Consider the following 22,685-nt stretch of genomic DNA (forward strand, 5'->3'; position numbering starts at 1 on the left):
TCTTTACAGATCAAAGTACAGCTCGAACTCGTGGGGGTGCGGGCGCAGCTGGATCGGGGCGATCTCGTTGGTGCGCTTGTAGTCGATCCAGGTCTCGATCAGGTCGGACGTGAAGACGCCGCCGGCCTGGAGGTACTCGTTGTCCGCCTCCAGCGCGTCCAGGACGGCCGGGAGGGAGGTCGGGACCTGCTGGACGTTGGCGTGCTCCTCGGGAGCCAGCTCGTAGAGGTCCTTGTCGATCGGCTCGGCGGGCTCGATCTTGTTCTTGATGCCGTCGAGGCCCGCCATCAGCAGCGCGGAGAAGGCCAGGTACGGGTTGGACGACGGGTCCGGGGCGCGGAACTCGACGCGCTTGGCCTTCGGGTTGGAGCCCGTGATCGGGATGCGCATCGCGGCCGAGCGGTTGCGCTGCGAGTACACCATGTTGACCGGGGCCTCGAAGCCGGGGACCAGGCGGTGGTAGGAGTTCACCGTCGGGTTGGTGAACGCCAGCAGCGACGGGGCGTGCTTGAGGATGCCGCCGATGTAGTAGCGGGCCATGTCCGAGAGGCCCGCGTAACCCTGCTCGTCGTAGAACAGCGGGTCGCCACCGGCCCACAGGGACTGGTGGACGTGCATGCCCGAGCCGTTGTCGCCGAAGATCGGCTTCGGCATGAACGTCGCGGTCTTGCCGTTGCGCCAGGCGACGTTCTTCACGATGTACTTGAAGAGCATCAGGTCGTCGGCCGCGGCGAGCAGCGTGTTGAACTTGTAGTTGATCTCGGCCTGGCCGGCGGTGCCGACCTCGTGGTGCTGGCGCTCGATCTGGAGGCCGCTGTTCTCCAGCTCCAGGGACATCTCGGCACGCAGGTCGGCGAAGTGGTCGACCGGCGGGACCGGGAAGTAACCGCCCTTGTAGCGGACCTTGTAGCCGCGGTTGTTCTCGACCGCACCGGTGTTCCAGGCGCCGGCCTCGGAGTCGATGTGGTAGAAGCTCTCGTTCGCCGACGTCTGGAAACGGACGTTGTCGAAGACGTAGAACTCGGCCTCGGGGCCGAAGTACGCGGTGTCGGCGATGCCGGTGGAGGCGAGGTACGCCTCGGCCTTCTTGGCCACGTTCCGCGGGTCACGGCTGTACTGCTCGCCGGTGATCGGGTCGTGGATGAAGAAGTTGATGTTGACGGTCTTGTCGCGGCGGAAGGGGTCGAGACGGGCGGTCGACAGGTCCGCGCGCAGCGCCATGTCGGACTCGTGGATGGCCTGGAAGCCGCGGATCGACGAGCCGTCGAAGGCAAGCTCGTCGGCCGGGTCGAAGGTCGCCGCCGGGACGGTGACGTGCTGCATCACACCGGGCAGGTCACAGAACCGGACATCGATGAACTTGACGTCATTGTCGGCGATGTACTTCTTCGCGTCGTCGGCGTTCTGGAACATCCAACTCCTCCTACTCCCGGCCCGGGAGGGACGGGGTTGTAGCTCGTGGTGCGGCCAGTGCGGTGGCACACGCTGGACCCGACCATAGGCAGACCGGATTTCTCAAGCATGACCCATTTGTTTCGCTGAAGTTAACCGAGCCGAGTGTGACCGGCACCTCGTGACCGGTTACGGACCCGTGTTCCGGCCGCTTCGGGGGGCTGTACCGGGCCCCCGCCCGGCGTCCCGCCGGGGACGGCGCAGTACCGTGTTCGGGTGGACAACAGGCAAGCAATCGGATCGTGGCTCTCCGGGCCGCGCGCGGCCGCCGAGGAGATGGGGGCCGACTTCGGCCACCGGGGCAAGCGACTCGGCCTGCCCGAACACGGGCCGGGTTCCGTGGCGCCGCTCGGCCGGCGGTTCGGCGCGGTCCTCATCGACTGGGCCCTGTGCCTGCTGATCGCATACGGGCTGTTCGCCCGCGGTGACCAGCAGGCGGCCGGAAACTGGGCACTGGGCATCTTCCTGGTGCTGAGCGTGCTCACCGTCGGGACCATCGGCTGTACGCCGGGCAAGCGCCTCCTGGGCATCAGGGTCGTCTCCGAGAACGGTGGCCGGCTCACCCTCGGGCGGGTGGTCGTCCGCAGCGTGCTGCTGTGCCTGGCGATCCCGGCCCTGGTCTGGGACCGCGACGGCCGCGGCCTGCACGACCGGCTGGCCCGCGCCGTCCAGGTCCGTATCTAGGGCCTCTCGACAGACAGGCAGACAGAGAGGCGGGGCGCGAACCGATCCGGTTCGCGCCCCGCCTCTTCGTATCCCGTCCGGCGACACTCCGTGTCTCCGGTGTCCGGTTCAGGCGTCAGCGCATCTTTCCGCCGCGCGGCATCCGCATGCCCTTCGGCATCGGGCCCTTGGGCAGCGGCATGTTGCTCATCAGGTCGCCCATCGCGCGCAGCCGGTCGTTCGCGGCCGTCACCTGCGGGCCGGTGAGCACGCGCGGCATCTTGAGCATCTTGGTGCGCACCTTCTTCAGGGGCACCTGGCCCTCGTCGTTGCCGACGATGATGTCGTGCACCGGTACGTCGACCAGGATGCGCGCCATCTTCTTCTTCTCGGCCGCGAGCAGCAGCTTCACGCGGTTCGGGTTGCCCTCGCCGACCAGCACGATGCCCGCCTTGCCCACGGCGCGGTGCACGACGTCCTGGCTGCGGTTCATCGCGACCGCGGGTGTCGTCGTCCAGCCGCGGCCCACGCGGTCCAGCACCGCCGCCGCGGCGCCCGGCTGCCCCTCCATCTGCCCGAAGGCGGCACGCTCGGCACGCCGTCCGAAGACGATCGCCATCGCGAGGAGGGCCAGCACGAAGCCCAGGATGCCCAGATAGATCGGGTGGCCGATCAGGAAGCCGACCCCGAGGAGGACACCGAAGGTGACAATTCCCACGCCCGCGACGACAAGACCGACCTTCGGGTCGGACCGCCTGGCCATCTTGTAGGTCAGGGCGATCTGCTTGAGCCGCCCCGCGTTCTCGGCGCTGTCCGCGCCTTCAGTGTTTGCCTTCCTCGCCATGTACAGAAGTTTACGTGGCCTAGGAACGGTGGTCGGCCGCGGCCTCCAGTACGTACTCGGCCTCGACCCGGTCCTTGGCCCGGCGCCGGTCCTCCAGGACGGCGGTCCAGGCGTTGCGGCGGGCGGTGCGCTGGCCGCCGCCCAGGAACAGCGACTCGACGGCACGGAGGGCATCGGTGACGGAAGGGATGGCGGTGGCGCGTACCGGCACGGCCTGCATCGTGGAGATCTCCTCGGAGCGGATGTGCGGACTGAGTCGTGTGACCTCAGCTGCCCGGGCCGAACTGCCCGGGACTGCGTTGCGCGAAGTGAGTGGCGGGCGCTGGGGTGCGGGGCGTGGGGGCGGCAGCGGCCCGGACGGCTGCTGCCGGCCACCGCGTCGTGTGCACCCAGCGTCACTGCTCGGTGTTACCAGCGCATGACCAGTCGGTCAAACACCAATGAAACCTTGATACGGGTGCCGCGCACGCCGAAGCGGCCCATACGCGCCCCCGGCCTGCGGGGAGCGTACGGGCCGCCTCGAAACAGCGATTACCACTCGGTAGCTTCTTGTGCTCGGATTCACACGGCGGGCGCCGCGGCGGTCGCGCCGCGACGCTCGATCGCCTGCTGGAAAAGACGGCCCGCGCGGTACGAGGAACGGACCAGCGGCCCGGACATCACGCCGGAGTAGCCGATCTCGTCGGCCTCCTCCTTCAGCTCCACGAACTCCTGCGGCTTCACCCAGCGCTCGACCGGGTGGTGGCGCACGGACGGCCGCAGGTACTGCGTGATCGTGATGAGCTCGCAACCCGCGTCGTACAGGTCCTGGAGCGCCTCGCTGACCTCCTCGCGGGTCTCGCCCATGCCGAGGATCAGGTTGGACTTGGTCACCAGACCGGCCTCACGGGCCCGCGTGATGACCTCCAGGGAGCGCTCGTAACGGAAGCCGGGGCGGATCCGCTTGAAGATCCGCGGCACCGTCTCGACGTTGTGCGCGAGCACCTCGGGGCGCGAGGAGAAGACCTCGGCGAGCTGCTCGGGCTCCGCGTTGAAGTCGGGGATCAGCAGCTCGACCTTGGTACGGCCGGCCTCCCGCTCCGCGGTCAGCGCGTGGATCTGGCGCACGGTCTCCGCGTACAGCCAGGCACCGCCGTCCTCCAGGTCGTCGCGGGCGACGCCGGTGATGGTGGCGTAGTTCAGGTCCATCGTGACGACGGACTCGCCGACGCGGCGGGGCTCGTCCCGGTCCAGCGCCTGCGGCTTGCCCGTGTCGATCTGGCAGAAGTCACAGCGCCGGGTGCATTGGTCACCTCCGATGAGGAAGGTGGCCTCGCGATCCTCCCAGCACTCGAAGATGTTGGGGCAGCCGGCCTCCTGGCACACCGTGTGCAGACCCTCGCTCTTCACGAGTTTCTGCAGCTGGTTGTATTCGGGGCCCATCTTCGCCCGGGTTTTGATCCACTCGGGCTTGCGCTCGATGGGGGTCTGGCTGTTCCGGACCTCAAGGCGCAGCATCTTGCGCCCGTCGGGTGCGACAGCGGACACTCCGGCACTCCCCTTTGCTTTCACTGCATTGGATTCTTCGGCGAACACCAGGGTACGCCCGTGGTTCAAACGGCTTTACGTGTGGCCAACCTGTGGCCGGCAGGGCCTATTCCCCGGAGGGTGATCCGTACGTCACGCCGTGGCCACGGCATCGGTCGGGCGCTCGACTGCGCGCGGGGCGAGCTCGGCGTTCTCCAGGACGTCCCTCAGGTGCTTCTCCACGACCGGGAGCACGTCCGCGATGGTGATGTCGCGGCCCAGCTCGTACGCCAGTGAGGTGACGCCCGCGTCCCGGATGCCGCACGGCACGATCCGGTCGAACCAGGTGTTGTCCGGGTTCACGTTGAAGGAGAAGCCGTGCATGGTGACGCCCTTGGCCACCCGGATGCCGATCGCCGCCAGCTTGCGGTCCTCGCGGCGCTGGCCGGCGTTGGACGGGGCGTACTCGGGGCCGTTCAGCCGGGCGTCGAACTCCTCGTCGTGCAGCCGCGGGTCGAAGTCGAGCGAGAGTCCACCGATCGCCGGGCGGTCCTCGACCGGGTCGCCGAGCACCCAGACGCCGCTGCGGCCCTCGACCCGGGTGGTCTCCACGCCGAACTCGGCGGCGGTACGGATCAGCGCGTCCTCCAGCCGCCGGACGTGCGCGACGACGTCCACCGGGCGGGGCAGCTTCTGGATCGGGTAGCCGACCAGCTGACCGGGACCGTGCCAGGTGATCTTGCCGCCGCGGTCCACGTCGATGACGGGGGTGCCGTCCAGTGGGCGCTCGCTGTCGGTCGTGCGCCGTCCGGCCGTGTAGACGGGCGGGTGCTCCAGCAGCAGGCAGGTGTCGGGGACGGTGTCCTCGAATCTGGCCGCGTGCACCTCGCGCTGCTTCTGCCAGGCCTCCTGGTAGTCGACGGCTTCCTCGCCGAATCCCAGCCGGACGAACCGAAGCTCAGCCACGACAGATGCCTCCCTACTTGTGGTGCCGTGCGTCCGGGGGTGCCCGGAGCCGCGTCACCATGCACTGAAATCACGCCCCCGGCGCCACTGTACGACCGGCACTCGGGCGATGGCCCGGCAGGTCTTCCCGTCAGCGCCGACATCAATCCTCACACGATCGGATGAAAGTGAAGCGAAGGTGGCTGTGGCCGCTGCGGAGGCCGCTAAATTCGCGCCGTTCCATAAGGGCTGCCCGCCCGGCCCCGAAGGCAGGAGACCGTACAGCTGATGTCGGAACGACCTCCGCAGCGCACCCCCAACCGCCGACTCGCCTCGCTCATCACGGAGGCCGGCTTCTCCAACGCCGGCCTCGCCCGCAGGGTGGACCAACTCGGCCTGGAGCACGGCCTCGACCTGCGGTACGACAAGACCTCCGTGACCCGCTGGCTGCGCGGCCAGCAGCCCCGCGGGACCACCCCCGCGCTGATCGCCGAGGTCTTCACCCGGCGGCTCGGGCGCCGTCTCTCCGCACAGGACCTGGGCCTCGACGCCTGCGCCCCGGTCTACGCGGGCCTGGAGTTCGCGGCCACGCCCGCGGAGGCGGTCGACATCGTCAGCGGGCTGTGGCGGAAGGACTCGGGCAGCCATGCGGAGCTGCGCAAGATCGCCTTCACCCCGGCCGGGCTCGTCGTCCCCAGCCGGGACTGGCTGATCGGACGGGCCGACGAGTGGGTGGGGCGGGGGAGCGAGCCCGCGCCCCAGACGCACGGCGGGACCGGCGGGGACCACGGGGCCGATGGGATCACGAGGCCCGCGGGGGCCGCCGAGACCGGGGTCCCCGTGCGGCCCGGTGGTCCCGGCGCGGCGCGCGGCGGCCCGTACGGGGCGCACGGCGGGAGCCCGGCGCACGGCGCCGGTGGCCGGGGCGGCGCCCGCGGACCCGTCCCCTCCCGGCCCTCCGGTCCAGGCGCCCCACCGGGATCCCCCACCGCTCCGACGGTTCCGGCCCCGCTGGGCGCGGGGCTGCCGGGCGCCCCCGGCGTCCCGCGGCAACGGCAGTCCGAACGCGTCCCCGGCCAGCGGGTCAGCGGCGGCGACGTCGCCGCCCTGCGCTCGGTCGGCGAGCTCTTCCGCGCCCTCGACAACACCTACGGCGGTGGCCACGCCCGCCAGGCCCTCGTCCGGTACCTGGAGCACGAGACGGAGCCCATGCTCCGCGGCACGTACGGGGAGGCCACCGGGCGCCGGCTCTTCGCCGCCGCCGCCGATCTGACCCGGCTGGCGGGCTGGACCTCGTACGACATCGCGGCCCACGGCCTGGCCCAGCGGTACTTCGTCCAGGCGCTGCGGCTGGCCCAGGCCGCCGGGGACCGCGCGTACGGCAGCTACGTGCTGATCACCATGAGCCGGCAGGCGGTCTACCTCGGCCACGGCAGGGAGGCCGTGCAGCTGGCCCGGGTGGCCCAGCAGGGCATCGGCTCCTCGGCGCCGCCCGTCGTCCAGGCCCTGCTGCACGCCGTCGAGGCGCGCGGCCACGGGGTGCTCGGCGAGGCCAGGCCCTGCACCGCCTCGCTGGCACGGGCGGAACACGCGCTGGAGATCGCCCGGTCGGGCGACGAGGTACCGCACTGGGCGCGGTACTTCGACGAGGCCCAGCTCGCCGACGAGTTCGGGCACTGCCACCGGGACCTCCAGCAGTACCGGGCCGCGGCGCAGCACGCGGAGCGCTCCCTCCAGCTGCGCTCCCCGGCGTACGCCCGCAGCCGATTGTTCTGCCGGGTGGTGCTGGCCTCCGCCCGGCTCGGGCTCGGCGAGCTCGACCAGGCGTGCGCGCTCGGTGCCGAGGCCGCCCAGCAGGCCACGGAGATGCGGTCGGTGCGGGCGACGGAGTACGTGCGGGACTTCGAACGGCGCCTGGAGCCGTACCGGGACGCCGCCGCGGTACGCGGCTACCGCGACCGGGTCGCCGCGCTCGGCTGAGCCCGGGGCGGCCACCGGCGCACTCCGGCGCGCGCCGGACCGATGCCGTCGGACGGGGCCCGGGGGACTACGGCCGGGGCCTACGCGGCCTCGGGCAGCGCCGTCCCGCTCCCCGGCCGTACACCCAGGTCGGTGAGGATCGCCTCGGCCGCACGGTGGCCCGAGAACAGGGCCCCCTGGACCGTGCTCGTGTCGCGGTGGTCGCCGCACACGTACAGGCCGGCCAGCAGCCGCACCGGGCGGCGCGGATCGTGCGGGGCGGGCATCGCGGGGACCGCCTCCGGATCGTGGTGGGCGGCCAGCAGCTCCCAGTCGTCGGTGGGAGTGCCGTACAGCGCGGCGAGATGGGAGCGGACCGCGCGGTCCAGGTCGGGCGGCGGGGTGCCGAGCACCGTCGAGCTGATCAGCGTACGGCCGCGCGGGGCGCGCGAGGGGTCGACCGCGCTCATCACCGCGGTGTGCGCGACCGGGCCCGAGCGGTCGGCGTCCAGCAGCAGCGCGGCGCCGGTCGGCGGGGGAGCGGGGGCGGTGTGGTGAAGGACCGTCACGGGATGGAAGGGCGGCACCCGAAGACCCGGCAGCAGCTCGGCGGCGGCGCCCGCACCGGTCGCCAGCAGCAGGGAACGGCAGCCCAGTTCGCCGTGCTCCTTGGTGCGGACCGAGGTGATGTCGGCGGCCGTGACATGCACCCCGGTGCGTACGGTGCCTGGCGGCAGCGCCGCCGCGAGGAGTTCGGGCAGCGTCGCCGCGCCGCCCTCGGGCACGCACAGCCTGCCGCTCGCGTAGCCGCGCAGGGCCAGATCGGCGCACCGGCTGGACGTGCCGAGCTCCGGGTCGCTGAGCAGCGCGGAGAGCAGCGGGCGGAGGAAGCCGTTGACCGTGCGTGCGGGCAGGCCGCGGTGGGACAGGGCGGCGAGCGCGGTCTGTTCGGGCCGGGCCAGGATGCGGGCGGACGGGGTGGCGGCGAGCCGGGTCAGGGCGGCGCCCAGCCGGGCCTGGTCGATCGGCCCGCCCATCGGTGGCCGGGGGGCGCTTGCCAGGGCGCGCGCTGCCTTGAATGCGCCCCGCGCGCCCCGCACATCGCCGGTCCGGTACTGACGGCCCTCGCTGTGGACGAGGACGCCCGGGGCGAAGTTGCGCAGCACCAGTCCTTCGAGGCCGGGCGTCGTGCGAAGGGCCGGGTAGGAGGTGCTCAGCAGTGGGCCGAGATGGTCGAGCCGGAAGCCGTCCAGGTCGGTGGTGGTCATCCGGCCGCCGACCCGGGGGCCGGCCTCCAGGACGCTGACGCTTACCCCTGCACTGGTCAGTCGGTGGGCGGCTGACAGGCCGGCGATCCCGGCCCCGATGATGACGACGTCCGCGTGGTGTGCCGTGCTGAGCACGTGCCCCTCCCCGAGTCGGCGCAACTGGTGGGAGGCTCTTGCCCCCAACAGGCCCCCGGAATGCCCGAGTTCGCAAGGAGGGTAGGAAGGCGGCCGACAAAGGCGCAGTCGCGCGCACCCGGGGCACCGTTGCACGGGGTCGCACGCCCGTCCGATTGCGTGAAGGGGGCGTCCGGGCTCAGCGCAGTGCCGCGCGGATCGCCGCATCGATTCCCGGGAAGGCGAACACGAAGCCCGAGTCCAGCAGTTGACCCGGCAGCACCCGCTGGCTGGCCAGCACGTCCTCGGCGAAGTCCCCCAGGGCGATCCGCAACGCCGGTGCCGGTGCGGTGAAGAGCGTGGGGCGGTGCAGCACCCGCCCCATCGCGGCCGTCACCTCGCGGTTGGTGACGGGGTCGGGGCCGGTCAGATTCACCGGGCCCGAGAGCGACTCCGTGTCCAGGATGTGGCGCAGCGCCGCGACCTCGTCGTGCAGTGCGATGAAGCTCCAGTACTGGCGCCCGTCGCCCAGCCGGCCGCCGAGCCCCGCCCGGAACAGCGGGAAGAGCCGGCCCCAGGCGCCGCCCTCGCGGCCGACGACCAGACCGGTGCGCGCGTGCACCGTCCGTACCCCCGCCTCCTCGGCGGGGGCCGTGGCCGCCTCCCACTCCACGCAGACGGACGGCAGGAATCCCTCGCCGGCCGGGGCGCTCTCGTCGACGGCGCGGTCCCCGGTGTCGCCGTAGTAGCCGATCGCGGACCCGGACAGCAGAACCTTCGGCGGCACGTCCAGCGAGGCGACCGCCTCCGCGATCGCCGCTGTGCCCAGCACCCGGCTGTCCCGGATCTCCCGCTTGTACGTGGCGGTCCAGCGGTGGTCGCCGACCCCGGCCCCGGCGAGGTGGACGACGGCGTCGCAGCCCACCAGGCCCGCCACGTCGACGTATCCCCGCTTCGGATCCCACTCCACCTCGTCGCCGGCCCGCGCGGGGTGCCGCACCAGGCGCACCACCTCGTGCCCGTCGGCCCGCAGCGAGCGCACCAGCGCCGCTCCGATGAGTCCTGATGCTCCGGTGACAGCGATTCGGGAGTGCGGCATGGGTCCATCCTGCCCCAGCGGCCCCGTGGGGCCCACCTGCCGGGGCCGTTGGTCCCTCGTGTCATCGGGGCGTACCGGGCGGCGGAACCGGGCCGGCCGGGTGGCGAAACCGGGCTGACCGGGCCCGGGGCGCCGTGGCACAGTGGCGCGCATGCCCGAGACCCACACCCATCCGGTCCTCGTCCGCCCGGCCGTCCTCTCCGACGAGGCCGCACTCGGTGAGCTCGACCGCGCCACCTGGTCGACGCTGCACGCCGTGATGCCCAGGCCGCAGCCGCCGTACGAGCCGTTCTTCGACGAGCGCCACCGGCCCGAGGGCTTCCTGGTGGCCGAGGCGGCGGACGCCGACGGCGAGCGGCGCACGGCCGGCTACCTCAGGCTGGTCCTGCCGACCCCGCTGGCCTGCAACTCCCATGTCCGGCAGATACAGGGCCTCGCCGTGGCCGACTGGGCGCGCGGCCGCGGTGTAGCCAGGACCCTGCTGCGGGCCGCCTTCGCGGCGGCGCGCCGCGAAGGAGCGAACCGGATGACCCTGCGGGTGCTCGGACACAACACACCCGCGCGCGCCCTGTACGAGTCGGAGGGGTTCGTCGTCGAAGGGGTGCTGCCCGGCGAGTTCTTCCTGGACGGGCGTTACGTGGACGACGTGCTGATGGGCTGCCCGCTCGCCCCGTGAGTACGTCTTCTACGGCTTGAACAGCCGCATGCCGCCCATGAGTTCGTGCAGGCAGCGCACCGCCAGCTCGGCGGGTGAGCCGGGCCCGGCCGTCGGGGCGTCCGTCTCCGCCCAGGCCTCCAGCGCGACCCGTACCGCGTCCGTCGCGGCGGCCGCGGCGAGCCGGACCTCCAGCGGGTCCGCCCCGTCGCCCGCCAGCCGGGCCAGCACCGGCAGCAGCCGCTCCTCCGAATCCTGATTGACCCGGTACCAGACGGCCCGCAGCGCCGGGTCCTGCGCCGCCGCCCGCAGCAGCCCGCGCGTCACGCCCAGCTGCTCGGCGCCGTCCGCGCCCGGCGGCCGGAGCGCCTCGGTGACCGCCCGCTCCAGGGTCCCGGCGAGCGGCTCCCCGGGCTCGGCCGCCGCCAGCAGCGCCCGCCAGCGATCGCCGCCGCCGGAGAGCAGCGGGCCCACCGCGTCCTGCTTGGAGCGGAAGTAGCGGTAGAAGGTGCGCAGTGCCACCCCCGCCCGGCCGGCGATGTCCTCCGCCGTGGTGCCGTCGGGCCCGTGCTCGGCGAAGAGCGCGGCCGCGGCACGCGCGATCTCCAGCTGGGTCGCGGCCTTCCGGCGCTCGGTGAGGGAGGGCTGACTCGGCTCGGTGCTCATTCCCGGGAGATTACCCCGGGCAGGCAGAAGTGTGCGCGAAATGCCATTGTGGCAAAACGTGCCACTCGGGCGTACGGTGGACATAGATCGGGACGTCATCGGGGCGCCGCCGAGCCGCTTCGTGACAGCAGTCACCGGGATCGGAAGAGAGACAGACATGAACCGCTACGAAGGCCGCCGCGTACTCATCACCGGGGGCGGCTCCGGCATCGGACAGGCCACCGTCCACCGCGTCCTCGCCGAGGGCGGCCACGTCGTCGCGGCCGACGTCAACGAGGCCGGGCTGAAGGCCACGTACGAGACTGCCGTGGCGAACGGCGGCGCCGAGCGCCTCACCACCCTCGCCCTGGACATCTCGGACGAGGCCGCGGTCCAGGCGGGCGTCGCCTCCGCCGTGGAGACCCTCGGCGGGCTCGACGTGCTGGTCAACGCGGCCGGCATCCTGCGCTCCGAGCACACCCACAAGACGACGCTGGAGTTCTTCAACAAGATCCTCGCCGTCAACCTCACGGGTACGTTCCTGATGATCCGCGAGGCGCTCCCGGCCCTGCTGGCGGGCGACGAGCCGGCCGTCGTGAACTTCTCCTCCACCTCGGCGAGCTTCGCGCACCCCTACATGTCGGCGTACGCGGCGAGCAAGGGCGGCATCCAGTCGATGACGCACGCGCTGGCGAGCGAGTACAGCAAGCAGGGGCTGCGGTTCGTCGCCGTCGCGCCCGGCTCGATCTCCTCCGACATGACCAGCGGCAACGGCCCGGGTCTGCCCGCCGACGCCGACATGTCGCTCTTCATGAAGCTGGCCCCGGCGCTCGGCGCGGGCTTCGCCAGCCCGGACACCGTCGCCGGCGTCGTCGCGATGCTCGGCTCCCGGGACGGGGCCTTCATCACCGGTACGGAGATCCGTATCGACGGCGGCACCCACTTCTGAGGCGCACGCCCGCCAGAGGCTACGGGGCAGCCCCCGGAGCCCCTCAGCCGGGCCCGAACCGCTCCCAGAGCGAGGGGAAGCGCTCCGCCAGGACCGCGTCGTCCTCGAAGCTCACGGGGGTCCCCTCGGGCTCGGCGGCCTGGGGCGGCAGGCCGAGGTCCGGGGCGACCACGCCGGTGAGCTGTTCGTACGCCTCGTCGGCGGCGTAGCCGAGATCCTCGGCGTCCCCGTCGATCTCCTCGTCGAAGTCGTCGAGGAGAACGGCGAGGCCGTCCGGGTCGTGCAGAGCCCCCTCGAAGACCTCCCGGCCCTGGCCGATCAGCCAGCAGCGGAAGAAGTCGAAGGCGTCGTCGCTCGCGCCGCCGAGCAGCACGGCGGCGGCGCCCCACAGGTCCCAGCGGTAGGCGCGGTTGAAACGGGCCTCGAAGTGCCGGGCGAAGTCCAACACCGCATCCGGATCGAGCCGCACCAGCCGTTCGACCAGCAGGTCGGCCTGATCCTCGGGATCGCCCCCGGCGGCCGTGCGGGTGCCGTCGATGAGCTCCCAGAACTCCGTCTCGTCCATCACGGGTCAAGCATCGGCCCTGGCAGCGGCCCACGCACGCGGACGCGGCGAGAGATGCCCCTCAGCGATAGAGCTCGCGCAGACGTTCGGCGGCCGCGGTGAAACGCTCCCGCAGGGCGGCCGGCTCCAGCACCTCCGACTCCGGCCCCAGAGACAGCAGTTGGCCGTAGGCGACCTCCATCGACTCGACCCGCAGGGTGAGCGCGAGCCACCCCTCGGCATCCGGCGGCCCGGCCGCGTCCAGAGCGTCCTGGACCGCCGAACGGTCCATGGCGTACGGCAGTCGGCGTACACCCTCGGGCGACACCCGCACCCTCACCTCGGCCCGCAGCAGCGACCGGGCGAACTGCGCGGCCCGCTCCTCCCAGAAGCCCGCCAGATCGAACCGCCCGTCGCGCTCGAACCGCTCGTCCGACACCGCCACGGCCGAGAACCGGTCGATCCGGTACACCCGGAAGTCGTCCCCCACCCGGGCGCAGACGTACCAGACCCCGGCCTTCAGGACGAGCCCGTACGGTGCCAGCTCCCGCTCCACCTCGTCGTCCGCACCGCCCCGGCGGTAGCTGGCACGGACGATCCGGTCGTCCCAGACGGCCTCGGCGACGGCCGGCAGCAGTTCGGGCGTGACCGGCTCCTGGTACCAGCCCGGAGCATCCAGGTGGAAGCGCCGGGCGGCGCTCTCGGAGGCGTCCCGCAGCGAGGGCAGCAGGGCCGCCGACACCTTGAGCCGGGCGGCGGACGCGGCGTCCTCCAGCCCCATCTCGCGCAGCGCGGACGGCAGCCCGGAGAGGAAGAGCGCCTCCGCCTCGTCACGGGCCAGGCCGGTCAGGCGCGTGCGGTAGCCGCCGACCAGGCGGTAGCCCCCGGCCCGGCCCCGGTCCGCGTACACCGGGACACCCGCCTCCGAGAGCGCCTGGGCGTCCCGGGTCACGGTCCGCTCCGACACCTCCAGTTCGCGGGCGAGCTCGGCGGCGGTCATGGCCGGGCGGGACTGCAGGAGCAGCACCATTCTGATCAGACGGGCAGCACGCATCAGACCATTGTGACCGCAGAACGCGCGCGCCCCCGGTCACCGGACGGCCCGCTCCAGGGGACCGCCCGGCGACCGGGGGCGAAGCGGCGGCCGGGCGTACCCGGCCGCCCAGGCATCACAGCCCGTACCGCTCCCGGGCCTCCTTGACCGCGGACGCGGGCACCTCGCCGCGGCGGGCCAGCTGGGCCAGCGCCGCGACCACGATCGACTGCGCGTCGACACCGAAGTGACGGCGGGCGGCGTCGCGGGTGTCGGAGAGGCCGAAGCCGTCCGTGCCGAGCGAGGACCAGTCCTGTTCCACCCACTGGCTGATCTGGTCCGGGACCTGACGCATCCAGTCGCTGACCGCGAGGACCGGACCCGGCGCGCCCTCCAGCGCCTGGGTCACGTACGGCACCCGCTGCTCACCGCGGAGCAGCGCCTCGTCGCACTCCAGCGCCTCGCGGCGCAGCTCGCCCCAGGAGGTGGCGGACCAGACGTCGGCCGTGACACCCCACTCCGCGGCCAGCAGCTCCTGCGCCTCGAGTGCCCAGTGGATCGCCGTACCGGAGGCCAGCAGCTGGGCCCGAGGGGCGTCCGCCGAGGCGGGCGTGCCCTCCTTGAAGCGGTACAGGCCCTTGACGATGCCCTCCTCGACACCTTCCGGCATCGCGGGCTGCGGCTTCGGCTCGTTGTAGACCGTCAGGTAGTAGAAGACGTTCTCGGCCTCGGGGCCGTACATCCGCCGCAGACCGTCCTTGACGATCACCGCGATCTCGTACGCGAACGCCGGGTCGTAGTTGAGCGACGCGGGGTTCGTGGCGGCGATCAGCTGCGAGTGGCCGTCCGCGTGCTGGAGGCCCTCACCGGTCAGCGTCGTACGGCCCGCCGTGGCGCCGACGATGAAGCCCTTGCCGAGCTGGTCGGCGAGCTGCCACATCTGGTCGCCGGTCCGCTGCCAGCCGAACATCGAGTAGAAGATGTAGAAGGGGATCATCGTCTCGCCGTGCGTCGCGTACGACGTCGACGCGGCGATGAAGTCGGCCATGGCCCCGGCCTCGGTGATCCCCTCGTTGAGGATCTGGCCGTCCTTGGCCTCCTTGTAGTACATCAGCTGGTCGCGGTCGACCGGCTCGTACGTCTGGCCCAGCGGAGAGTAGATGCCGGCCGACGGGAACAGCGACTCCATGCCGAAGGTACGGGCCTCGTCCGGGACGATCGGAACCCAGCGCCTGCCGGTCTCCTTGTCCCGCATCAGGTCCTTGACCAGGCGGACGAAGGCCATGGTCGTGGCCATCTCCTGCTTGCCGGAGCCCTTCTTGAGCGCGGCGAACGCCCGCTCCTCGGGCTGCGGCAGCGCCGCGGCGTGCACCCGGCGGGCCGGGGCGGGACCGCCGAGGGCGGCGCGGCGCTCCTGGAGGTAACGGACCTCGGGGGAGTCGGCGCCCGGGTGGCCGTAGGGCACCAGGCCGTCGGCGAAGGCGCTGTCCGGGATCGGGAGTCCGAGCAGCTCGCGCATGTCCTTGAACTCGTCGACGGACAGCTTCTTCATCTGGTGGTTGGCGTTCTTGGACTCGAAGCCCTTGCCGAGCGTGAAGCCCTTCACCGTCTGGGCGAGGATCACGGTCGGCGCGCCCTTGTGCTCGACGGCCGCCTTGTACGCCGCGTACACCTTGCGGGCCTCGTGGCCGCCGCGCGAGGTGTAGAAGCACTCGGCGATCTTCGCGTCGGTGAGCAGCTTCGCCAGCTCGGCGAGCGCGGGCTCGGCGCCGAAGAAGTGCTCGCGGATGTACGAGACGTCGCGGGTCGCGTACGTCTGGAACTGCGCGTCCGGGACCTCGCGGAGCCGGCGGACCAGCGCACCGGTGGTGTCCAGCTGGAACAGCTCGTCCCAGGCGTTGCCCCAGAGCGTCTTGACGACGTTCCAGCCGGCGCCGCGGAACGCGCCCTCCAGCTCCTGGACCACCCGGAAGTTGGCGCGGACCGGGCCGTCGAGGCGCTGCAGGTTGCAGTTGATGACGAAGGTCAGGTTGTCGAGACCCTCACGGGCCGCCAGCGCGAGGGCGGCGGTCGACTCGGGCTCGTCCATCTCGCCGTCGCCCAGGAAGGCCCAGACGTGCGAGTTCGACGTGTCCTTGATGTTGCGGTTGGCGAGGTAGCGGTTGAAGCGCGCCTGGTAGATCGCCGAGAGCGGGCCGAGGCCCATCGACACGGTGGGGAACTCCCACAGCCAGGGCAGCCGCCGCGGGTGCGGGTAGGACGGCAGACCGTCGCCGCCCGCCTCCTGGCGGAAGTTGTCGAGCTGCTGCTCGCTGAGTCGCCCGTCGAGGAAGGCGCGGGCGTAGATGCCGGGGGAGGCGTGGCCCTGGATGTAGAGCTGGTCGCCGGAGCCGTCCCCCTCCTTGCCGCGGAAGAAGTGGTTGAAGCCGGTCTCGTACAGCCAGGCCGCCGAGGCGAAGGTGGCGATGTGACCGCCGACACCGAAGCGGGAGCCGCGGGTGACCATCGCGGCGGCGTTCCAGCGGTTCCAGGCGGTGATCCTGGACTCCATCTCCAGGTCGCCGTCGAACGCGGGCTCGGCGGCGGTCGGGATGGAGTTGACGTAATCGGTCTCCAGCAGCTTGGGCAGCGCGAGACCGGCGCCCTCGGCGTGTTCGAGCGAGCGACGCATCAGGTACGCGGCCCGGTGCGGGCCCGCGGCCTTGGTGACGGCATCCAGGGAGGCCGCCCATTCGGCGGTCTCCTCGGGGTCACGGTCCGGGAGCTGGTCGAGCTCGCTCGGAAGCTTTCCTACGGGGTCGGTCATGATCGCCGCCTTCCGGAGTGGAGGGGGGTGGAGAAGGCCCTGACTGGCAGGACAGGGCGATGGGGCCGGTGGGCCCGCGAAGTGAACTGTAAGTCGCCGATCGATGATCGATCAAAGGGTGAAGCGCAAAACTTCTCGATATGAAGAAATTGGCATGCGGTGCCGCGAAAGGGGGCACGGAGTGACGGGATTTAGCGCGCAAAAAGGGCGCTCGCCTGCACAGGCGAGCGCCCTCTGCGACAGATGCGTACGACCCTCGGGGGCCTTCAGGGGACCTCAAGGGCCCTCAGGCGCGCGGCGCGCAGCCGAGTACGTGGGCCTTGGCCAGCACCCCGATGTCCGGGTCCTTGCGCAGGAACGCCTCGATGAGCGCCTCGTGCTCCTCCGCGTACGACTTCTGCACCGTGCCCAGCCACCGGATCGACAGGGCGGTGAACACCTCGATGCCCAGCCCCTCCCAGGTGTGCAGCAGCACCGCGTTCCCGGCGGCCCGCACCATCTCGCGGTGGAAGCCCACGGTGTGCCGTACCTGCGCCTCGCCGTCGGCCAGCCGGTCCGCCTCGTAGAGCGCCGTCACGTACGGCGTGAGGCGCGAGCAGTCCTCGCCGAGGGCCGGCGCCGCCAGCTCCGCCGCGATCTGCTCCAGGCCGGCCCGTACCGGATAGCTCTCCTCCAGGTCGGCGGCGGTCAGATTGCGGACCCGTACGCCCTTGTTGGGCGCCGACTCGATCAGCCGGAGCGTCTCCAGCTCCCGCAGCGCCTCGCGCACGGGCGTCTGGCTGACCTCAAGCTCGGTGGCGATCCGGCGCTCCACGATCCGCTCACCGGGCTTCCAGCGCCCGCTGACGATCCCGTCCACGATGTGCTCGCGGATCTGTTCGCGCAGCGAGTGGACGACGGGCGGGGTCATGAGGGGCTCCTTCGAGGCAAACCGGTGCTGTCCGCACCATCCACGATTGCCGGGGTGACCGGTGGTGTCTAGACAATACGGCGGCGCCCCCGCCCGGAAGTGTTCCGGACGGGGGCGCCGCTGGTGAGGCTGGTTACAGCCGGAGGGCTCAGAGGCCGAGCTCGACCTCGAACTCACCGGCCTCCAGGATCGCCTTGACCGAGGTCAGGTAACGGGCGGCGTCCGCGCCGTCCACCAGACGGTGGTCGTAGGAGAGCGACAGGTACGTCATGTCGCGGACACCGATGACGGTGCCCTCCTCGGTCTCGATGACCGCCGGACGCTTGACCGTGGCACCGATGCCCAGGATGGCTGCCTGGTTCGGCGGCACGATGACGGTGTCGAACAGCGCACCGCGCGAGCCGGTGTTGCTGATGGTGAAGGTGGCACCGGACATGTCGTCCGGCGTCAGGCCGCCGCCGCGGGCCTTGCCGGCCAGCTCGGCGGTCTTCTTCGAGATACCGGCGATGTTCAGGTCGCCCGCACCCTTGATGACCGGGGTCATCAGACCCTTCTCGGCGTCCACGGCGATGCCGATGTTCTCCGAGTCGAAGTACGTGATGGTGCCCTCGTCCTCGTTGATCCGGGCGTTGATGACCGGGTGGGCCTTCAGCGCCTGGGCCGCCGCCTTGACGTAGAACGGCATCGGGGACAGCTTGACGCCCTCGCGGGCGGCGAACGCGTCCTTCGCCTTGTTGCGCAGCTTCATCAGCTTGGTGACGTCGACCTCGACGACCGAGGTCAGCTGGGCCTGCGAGTGCAGGGCCTTCATCATGTTGTCGCCGATGACCTTGCGCATGCGGGTCATCTTGACCGTCTGACCGCGCAGCGGGGACGCCTCCAGCTTCGGCGCCTTCGAGGCGGCCGGAGCAACGGCGGCGGCCGGAGCCGGGGCGGCTGCGGCGGCCCTGGCGGCCTCCGCGGCGGCGACGACGTCCTGCTTGCGGATGCGGCCACCGACGCCGGTGCCCTTGACCGAGCCCAGGTCGACGCCGTTCTCGGCGGCGAGCTTGCGGACCAGCGGCGTGACGTACGCGCCGTCGTCAGCGGAGGTCGCGGCCGGAGCGGCCGGGGTGACCGGAGCCGGAGCGGCGACCGGAGCGGCGGCCACGGGCGCCGGGGCGGCGACCGGGGCGGCGGCCACGGGCGCCGGGGCGGCGGGCGCCACCGGGGCCGGAGCCGGAGCGGGGGCGGCCGGAGCCGGGGCGGCAGCGGCCGGAGCCGGGGCCGGGGCGGCCACGGGGGCCGGCGCGGCCGGAGCCGGAGCGGCGGCCGGGGCAGCGCCCGCGGCACCGATGACGGCGAGCTTGGCGCCGACCTCGGCGGTCTCGTCCTCGGCGACGACGATCTCCAGCAGCACACCGGAAACCGGGGCCGGGATCTCGGTGTCGACCTTGTCCGTGGAGACCTCCAGGAGGGGCTCGTCCTCCGTGACCTCCTCGCCGACCTCCTTCAGCCAGCGGGTGACGGTGCCCTCGGTGACGCTCTCGCCGAGCGCCGGGAGGGTGACGTCGGTACCGGCGGCGCCACCGGCCGGTGCGGCGGCGGCCGGAGCCTCGGCCGCGGGGGCCGGAGCGGCGGCGGGGGCCTCGGCGACCGGCGCCGGGGCGGCCGCGGGCTCGGCGGCCGGAGCCGCGGCGGCCACGGGCGCACCCGTGCCGTCGTCGATGACGGCCAGCTCGGCGCCGACCTCGACGGTCTCGTCCTCGGCGACCTTGATGGCGGCCAGGATGCCGGCCGCGGGGGCCGGGATCTCGGTGTCGACCTTGTCGGTCGAAACCTCGAGCAACGGCTCGTCGGCCTCGACGCGCTCGCCCTCGGCCTTCAGCCAGCGGGTGACAGTGCCCTCGGTGACGCTCTCGCCGAGCGCCGGAAGGGTTACGGAAACCGACATGGTTTCAGTTGCTCCTTACGAAAGTGCGGAAGTAGGTCGGTCGTCGCGCCCGGTCGACCGGATCAGTCGTGGGAGTGCAGCGGCTTGCCGGCGAGGGCCAGGTGGGCTTCGCCCATGGCCTCGTTCTGCGTCGGGTGGGCGTGGATGAGCTGCGCGACCTCGGCGGGCAGCGCCTCCCAGTTGTAGATCAGCTGGGCTTCGCCGACCTGCTCGCCCATACGGTCACCGACCATGTGGACGCCGACCACGGCACCGTCCTTGACCTGGACGAGCTTGATCTCGCCCGCGGTCTTGAGGATCTTGCTCTTGCCGTTGCCCGCGAGGTTGTACTTCAGGGCGACGACCTTGTCCGCGCCGTAGAGCTCCTTGGCCTTGGCCTCGGTGATGCCGACGGAGGCGACCTCGGGGTGGCAGTACGTCACCCGCGGGACACCGTCGTAGTCGATCGGAACGGTCTTCAGACCGGCCAGCCGCTCCGCCACCAGGATGCCCTCGGCGAAGCCGACGTGCGCGAGTTGGAGCGTCGGGGCCAGGTCGCCCACGGCCGAGATGGTGGGCACGTTGGTCTGCATGTACTCGTCGACGAGGACGTAACCGCGGTCCATCGCGACGCCGGCCTCCTCGTAGCCCAGGCCCTGCGAGACCGGGCCGCGGCCGATGGCGACCAGCAGCACCTCGGCGTCGAAGGTCTTGCCGTCGGCGAGGGTCACGCGGACACCGTCCTGCGTGTACTCGGCGCTCTGGAAGAACGTACCGAGGTTGAACTTGATGCCGCGCTTGCGGAAGGCGCGCTCAAGAAGCTTCGAGCTGTTCTCGTCCTCGACCGGGACGAGGTGCTTCAGGCCCTCGATGATCGTCACGTCGGTGCCGAAGGACGTCCACGCCGAGGCGAACTCGACGCCGATGACGCCGCCGCCCAGCACGATCGCGGACTTCGGGACGCGGTCCAGCTTGAGCGCGTGGTCCGACGAGATGATGCGGTTGCCGTCGATCTCCAGGCCCGGCAGCGACTTCGGCACGGAGCCGGTCGCGAGCAGCACGTGGCGGCCCTGGACGCGCTGGCCGTTCACATCCACCGAGGTGGGGGAGGAGAGCCGTCCCTCACCCTCGATGTAGGTGACCTTGCGCGAGGCGATGAGACCCTGCAGACCCTTGTACAGGCCCGAGATCACGTCGTCCTTGTACTTGTGGACGGCGTCGATGTCGATGCCCTCGAAGGTGGCCTTGACACCGAACTGCTCGGACTCGCGCGCCTGGTCGGCGATCTCGCCGGCGTGCAGCAGAGCCTTCGTGGGGATACAGCCGTTGTGCAGGCAGGTGCCGCCGACCTTGCCCTTCTCGATCAGAGCGACGTCCAGGCCCAGCTGCGCTCCGCGCAGGGCCGCGGCGTAACCGCCGCTACCACCGCCGAGGATCACTAGGTCGAAAACGGTGCTGGCGTCGTTCGCCACGTCACGTCCTCCATGCATGTGCGCCGTACGCCGGGCCCCTTCGCTGGGGTGTGACCGGCCGGTCGGCTGGTGTGCGGCCGCTTTGTCATTCGGCCCTGTGGTGGGGGCCCTGTCCTGCCGAGAACCCATCTTCGCACTTGTTGACGGTGAGCGGGACGCGGGGCCCGGGTCTGAGCCGGATGATCATCCGTCTCAGGGGGTTACCGCTGCGTAGACCCCTACTGATTTCGTCGAGAGCGAAACCGGCCGGATCCGTGCGGCGATGCCATCGGCGTAACACGTACGGCCCCGGGCCTATGCCCGGGGCCGTACGTCACAGCAGCGGTCTCAGCCGAGGTCGCCGGCGGCGGTGCGCTCGGCCAGCCTGACCAGCGTGCGGACCGCGGAACCGGTGCCGCCCTTGGGGGTGTAGCCGTACGGCGCGCCCTCGTGGAAGGCCGGACCTGCGATGTCCAGGTGCGCCCAGGCGATGCCCTCGCCCACGAACTCCTGCAGGAACAGACCGGCCACCAGGCCGCCGCCCATCCGCTCGCCCATGTTGGCGATGTCGGCGGTCGGGGAGTCCATGCCCTTGCGCAGGTCGGCGGGGAGCGGCATCGGCCAGGAGGCCTCGCCGACCTCCTCGGCGATCTCGTGGATGGAGGTACGGAAGGCGTCGTCGTTCGCCATGATGCCGAAGGTGCGGTTGCCCAGCGCCAGCACCATCGCGCCGGTCAGGGTCGCCACGTCGACGATCGCGTCCGGGTTCTCCTCGGAGGCGCGGGTCAGAGCGTCGGCGAGGACGAGCCGGCCCTCGGCGTCCGTGTTGAGGACCTCGACGGTCTTGCCGCTGTACATGCGCAGCACGTCACCGGGGCGGGTGGCGTTGCCCGACGGCATGTTCTCGGCGAGCGCCAGCCAGCCGGTCACGTTGACCTGGAGGCCGAGGCGGGAGGCCGCGACGACGGCCGCGAACACGGCGGCGGCGCCGCTCATGTCGCACTTCATCGTCTCGTTGTGGCCGGCCGGCTTCAGCGAGATGCCGCCCGAGTCGTAGGTGATGCCCTTGCCGACCAGGGCCAGGGTCTTCTCCGCCTTCGGGTGCGTGTAGGCGAGCTTCACCAGGCGCGGGCCGTGGGTCGAGCCCTGGCCGACGCCCAGCAGACCGCCGAAGCCGCCCTTGACGAGCGCCTTCTCGTCGAGGACCTGCACCTTGATGCCGTGCTCCTTGCCCGCGGCGGTGGCCACGGCGGCGAAGGACTCGGGGTACAGGTCGTTCGGCGGGGTGTTGATCAGGTCGCGGGAGCGGTTGATCTCCTCGGCCACCGCGACGGCGCGCTCGGCGGCAGCCTTGAACGCCTTGTCGCGCGGCTTGGTGCCGAGCAGGGCGACCTCGCCGAGCGGCAGCTTCGCGCCGTTGCCGTTCTTCTTGCCCTTGGGGGCGAGCTTGTTCTCGCCGCCCTGGTACGCGGTGAAGGCGTACGCGCCCAGGAGCGCGCCCTCGGCGATCGCCCCGGCGTCCTCGGCGGACTCGACGGGCAGCGCGAAGCCGGCCTTCTTCGAGCCGGACAGGGCACGGGCGGCCGAGCCGGCGGCGCGGCGCAGCGCCTCGCCGTCGTACGCCTCGTCCTTCTTCGGGACGGAGCCGAGCCCGACCGCGATGACGACCGGGACCTTGAGGCCGTCGGGCGCGGGGAGCTTGGTCACCTCGCCCTCGGCACCTGCGGCGCCCAGGGCCTCAAGGACGGTGGCGAGCTTTCCGTCGAACGCCTTGTCCACGGCCTCGGAGCCCGGCGCGAGGACCGGCCCCTTGGCTCCCTTGGCGATGCCGACGACGAGTGCGTCGGCGCGCAGCGTCGCCGCACCGGCAGTGCTGAGAGTGAGAGCAGTCACGGTGGTGAAATCTCGCTTCCGTTGAGTTCGTTGTCGG

19 protein-coding genes are annotated in these 22,685 nt (G+C 71.7%); 4 read left to right on the forward strand and 15 right to left on the reverse strand.

Annotated elements, in window-relative coordinates; translation table 11 throughout:
* Positions 1-3: 3 nt before the first annotated feature.
* A complete protein-coding gene (gene glnA, locus OG842_RS28440; RefSeq protein WP_266736872.1) occupies positions 4-1,413 on the reverse strand; it encodes a type I glutamate--ammonia ligase in 1,410 nt (469 codons plus the stop codon).
* A gap of 255 nt (positions 1,414-1,668) precedes the next feature.
* On the opposite strand from glnA, the gene OG842_RS28445 reads away from it, so the two are divergent.
* Complete coding sequence (locus OG842_RS28445) at positions 1,669-2,136, forward strand: RDD family protein (protein WP_266736871.1); 468 nt, start codon at positions 1,669-1,671, stop codon at positions 2,134-2,136.
* Positions 2,137-2,251: 115 nt separating this feature from the next.
* Here the strand turns inward: OG842_RS28445 and OG842_RS28450 are convergent, their stop codons facing one another.
* The 4 genes from OG842_RS28450 to lipB form a co-directional block, all read right to left on the reverse strand.
* Positions 2,252-2,959 carry a DUF4191 domain-containing protein gene (locus OG842_RS28450; RefSeq protein ID WP_266736869.1) on the reverse strand — a complete coding sequence of 236 codons (708 nt, stop codon included), beginning with the start codon at positions 2,957-2,959 and terminating at the stop codon, positions 2,252-2,254.
* Positions 2,960-2,978: 19 nt separating this feature from the next.
* A complete protein-coding gene (locus tag OG842_RS28455) occupies positions 2,979-3,179 on the reverse strand; it encodes an SCO2195 family GlnR-regulated protein (RefSeq protein WP_266736867.1) in 201 nt (66 codons plus the stop codon).
* Between the two features lie 341 nt (positions 3,180-3,520).
* Complete coding sequence (gene lipA, locus OG842_RS28460; protein WP_266736865.1) at positions 3,521-4,486, reverse strand: lipoyl synthase; 966 nt, start codon at positions 4,484-4,486, stop codon at positions 3,521-3,523.
* Between the two features lie 132 nt (positions 4,487-4,618).
* Positions 4,619-5,431 carry a lipoyl(octanoyl) transferase LipB gene (lipB, locus tag OG842_RS28465; RefSeq protein WP_266736864.1) on the reverse strand — a complete coding sequence of 271 codons (813 nt, stop codon included), beginning with the start codon at positions 5,429-5,431 and terminating at the stop codon, positions 4,619-4,621.
* A gap of 267 nt (positions 5,432-5,698) precedes the next feature.
* Between lipB and OG842_RS28470 the strand changes: the two genes are divergently transcribed.
* Positions 5,699-7,390 (forward strand): regulator, encoded by a 1,692-nt coding sequence (locus OG842_RS28470; protein ID WP_266736863.1) that lies wholly within the window; start codon positions 5,699-5,701, stop codon positions 7,388-7,390.
* Between the two features lie 80 nt (positions 7,391-7,470).
* Here the strand turns inward: OG842_RS28470 and OG842_RS28475 are convergent, their stop codons facing one another.
* Together OG842_RS28475 and OG842_RS28480 are read right to left on the reverse strand one after the other, a co-directional pair.
* Complete coding sequence (locus OG842_RS28475; RefSeq protein WP_266736861.1) at positions 7,471-8,772, reverse strand: NAD(P)/FAD-dependent oxidoreductase; 1,302 nt, start codon at positions 8,770-8,772, stop codon at positions 7,471-7,473.
* Between the two features lie 178 nt (positions 8,773-8,950).
* On the reverse strand, positions 8,951-9,850 hold the full coding sequence (locus tag OG842_RS28480; protein WP_266736859.1) for a TIGR01777 family oxidoreductase: 900 nt from the start codon (positions 9,848-9,850) through the stop codon (positions 8,951-8,953).
* A gap of 151 nt (positions 9,851-10,001) precedes the next feature.
* On the opposite strand from OG842_RS28480, the gene OG842_RS28485 reads away from it, so the two are divergent.
* The gene (locus tag OG842_RS28485) at positions 10,002-10,526 is read left to right on the forward strand and encodes a GNAT family N-acetyltransferase (RefSeq protein WP_266736858.1); all 525 of its coding nucleotides are present in this window, start codon (positions 10,002-10,004) and stop codon (positions 10,524-10,526) included.
* A 9-nt stretch (positions 10,527-10,535) separates the two neighbouring features.
* Here the strand turns inward: OG842_RS28485 and OG842_RS28490 are convergent, their stop codons facing one another.
* Positions 10,536-11,171, reverse strand: a complete 636-nt coding sequence (locus tag OG842_RS28490; RefSeq protein ID WP_266736857.1) for a TetR family transcriptional regulator — start codon at positions 11,169-11,171, stop codon at positions 10,536-10,538.
* A gap of 157 nt (positions 11,172-11,328) precedes the next feature.
* Here OG842_RS28490 and OG842_RS28495 point away from each other — a divergent pair, with 157 nt between their 5' ends.
* Positions 11,329-12,099: an SDR family NAD(P)-dependent oxidoreductase gene (locus OG842_RS28495; RefSeq protein ID WP_266736855.1), complete on the forward strand. Its 771-nt coding sequence runs from the start codon at positions 11,329-11,331 to the stop codon at positions 12,097-12,099.
* A gap of 43 nt (positions 12,100-12,142) precedes the next feature.
* Here OG842_RS28495 and OG842_RS28500 read toward each other — a convergent pair whose 3' ends face one another.
* The 7 genes from OG842_RS28500 to OG842_RS28530 all read right to left on the reverse strand — a co-directional run bounded on the left by OG842_RS28500 (position 12,143) and on the right by OG842_RS28530 (position 22,648).
* Complete coding sequence (locus OG842_RS28500) at positions 12,143-12,664, reverse strand: DUF4240 domain-containing protein (RefSeq protein ID WP_266737373.1); 522 nt, start codon at positions 12,662-12,664, stop codon at positions 12,143-12,145.
* A 61-nt stretch (positions 12,665-12,725) separates the two neighbouring features.
* Positions 12,726-13,697, reverse strand: coding sequence for a helix-turn-helix transcriptional regulator (locus OG842_RS28505; RefSeq protein ID WP_328512574.1), 972 nt, complete (start codon positions 13,695-13,697; stop codon positions 12,726-12,728).
* A 115-nt stretch (positions 13,698-13,812) separates the two neighbouring features.
* Positions 13,813-16,482, reverse strand: coding sequence for a pyruvate dehydrogenase (acetyl-transferring), homodimeric type (gene aceE, locus OG842_RS28510; protein WP_266736852.1), 2,670 nt, complete (start codon positions 16,480-16,482; stop codon positions 13,813-13,815).
* A 286-nt stretch (positions 16,483-16,768) separates the two neighbouring features.
* Positions 16,769-17,392 carry a GntR family transcriptional regulator gene (locus OG842_RS28515; protein WP_124718089.1) on the reverse strand — a complete coding sequence of 208 codons (624 nt, stop codon included), beginning with the start codon at positions 17,390-17,392 and terminating at the stop codon, positions 16,769-16,771.
* 148 nt (positions 17,393-17,540) lie between these two features.
* Complete coding sequence (gene sucB / locus OG842_RS28520; RefSeq protein WP_266736851.1) at positions 17,541-19,325, reverse strand: 2-oxoglutarate dehydrogenase, E2 component, dihydrolipoamide succinyltransferase; 1,785 nt, start codon at positions 19,323-19,325, stop codon at positions 17,541-17,543.
* Between the two features lie 62 nt (positions 19,326-19,387).
* A complete protein-coding gene (lpdA, locus tag OG842_RS28525) occupies positions 19,388-20,776 on the reverse strand; it encodes a dihydrolipoyl dehydrogenase (protein WP_266736850.1) in 1,389 nt (462 codons plus the stop codon).
* A 327-nt stretch (positions 20,777-21,103) separates the two neighbouring features.
* Positions 21,104-22,648, reverse strand: a complete 1,545-nt coding sequence (locus OG842_RS28530) for a leucyl aminopeptidase (RefSeq protein WP_266736848.1) — start codon at positions 22,646-22,648, stop codon at positions 21,104-21,106.
* Between the last annotated feature and the right edge of the window lie 37 nt (positions 22,649-22,685).

Origin of the sequence: Streptomyces sp. NBC_00376 (assembly GCF_036077095.1) — a bacterium.
In the GTDB taxonomy this organism is placed as follows: Bacteria; Actinomycetota; Actinomycetes; order Streptomycetales; family Streptomycetaceae; genus Streptomyces.

Excerpts from the sequence above, each read along its gene's own strand:
- glnA (WP_266736872.1), bottom strand. The coding sequence starts at position 1,413 with ATGTTCCAGAACGCCGACGACGCGAAGAAGTACATCGCCGACAATGAC.
- OG842_RS28450 (WP_266736869.1), bottom strand. The coding sequence starts at position 2,959 with ATGGCGAGGAAGGCAAACACTGAAGGCGCGGACAGCGCCGAGAACGCG.
- OG842_RS28455 (WP_266736867.1), bottom strand. The coding sequence starts at position 3,179 with ATGCAGGCCGTGCCGGTACGCGCCACCGCCATCCCTTCCGTCACCGAT.
- OG842_RS28470 (WP_266736863.1), top strand. The coding sequence starts at position 5,699 with ATGTCGGAACGACCTCCGCAGCGCACCCCCAACCGCCGACTCGCCTCG.
- OG842_RS28480 (WP_266736859.1), bottom strand. The coding sequence starts at position 9,850 with ATGCCGCACTCCCGAATCGCTGTCACCGGAGCATCAGGACTCATCGGA.
- OG842_RS28485 (WP_266736858.1), top strand. The coding sequence starts at position 10,002 with ATGCCCGAGACCCACACCCATCCGGTCCTCGTCCGCCCGGCCGTCCTC.
- OG842_RS28490 (WP_266736857.1), bottom strand. The coding sequence starts at position 11,171 with ATGAGCACCGAGCCGAGTCAGCCCTCCCTCACCGAGCGCCGGAAGGCC.
- OG842_RS28495 (WP_266736855.1), top strand. The coding sequence starts at position 11,329 with ATGAACCGCTACGAAGGCCGCCGCGTACTCATCACCGGGGGCGGCTCC.
- OG842_RS28500 (WP_266737373.1), bottom strand. The coding sequence starts at position 12,664 with ATGGACGAGACGGAGTTCTGGGAGCTCATCGACGGCACCCGCACGGCC.
- OG842_RS28505 (WP_328512574.1), bottom strand. The coding sequence starts at position 13,697 with ATGCGTGCTGCCCGTCTGATCAGAATGGTGCTGCTCCTGCAGTCCCGC.
- aceE (WP_266736852.1), bottom strand. The coding sequence starts at position 16,482 with ATGACCGACCCCGTAGGAAAGCTTCCGAGCGAGCTCGACCAGCTCCCG.
- OG842_RS28515 (WP_124718089.1), bottom strand. The coding sequence starts at position 17,392 with ATGACCCCGCCCGTCGTCCACTCGCTGCGCGAACAGATCCGCGAGCAC.
- sucB (WP_266736851.1), bottom strand. The coding sequence starts at position 19,325 with ATGTCGGTTTCCGTAACCCTTCCGGCGCTCGGCGAGAGCGTCACCGAG.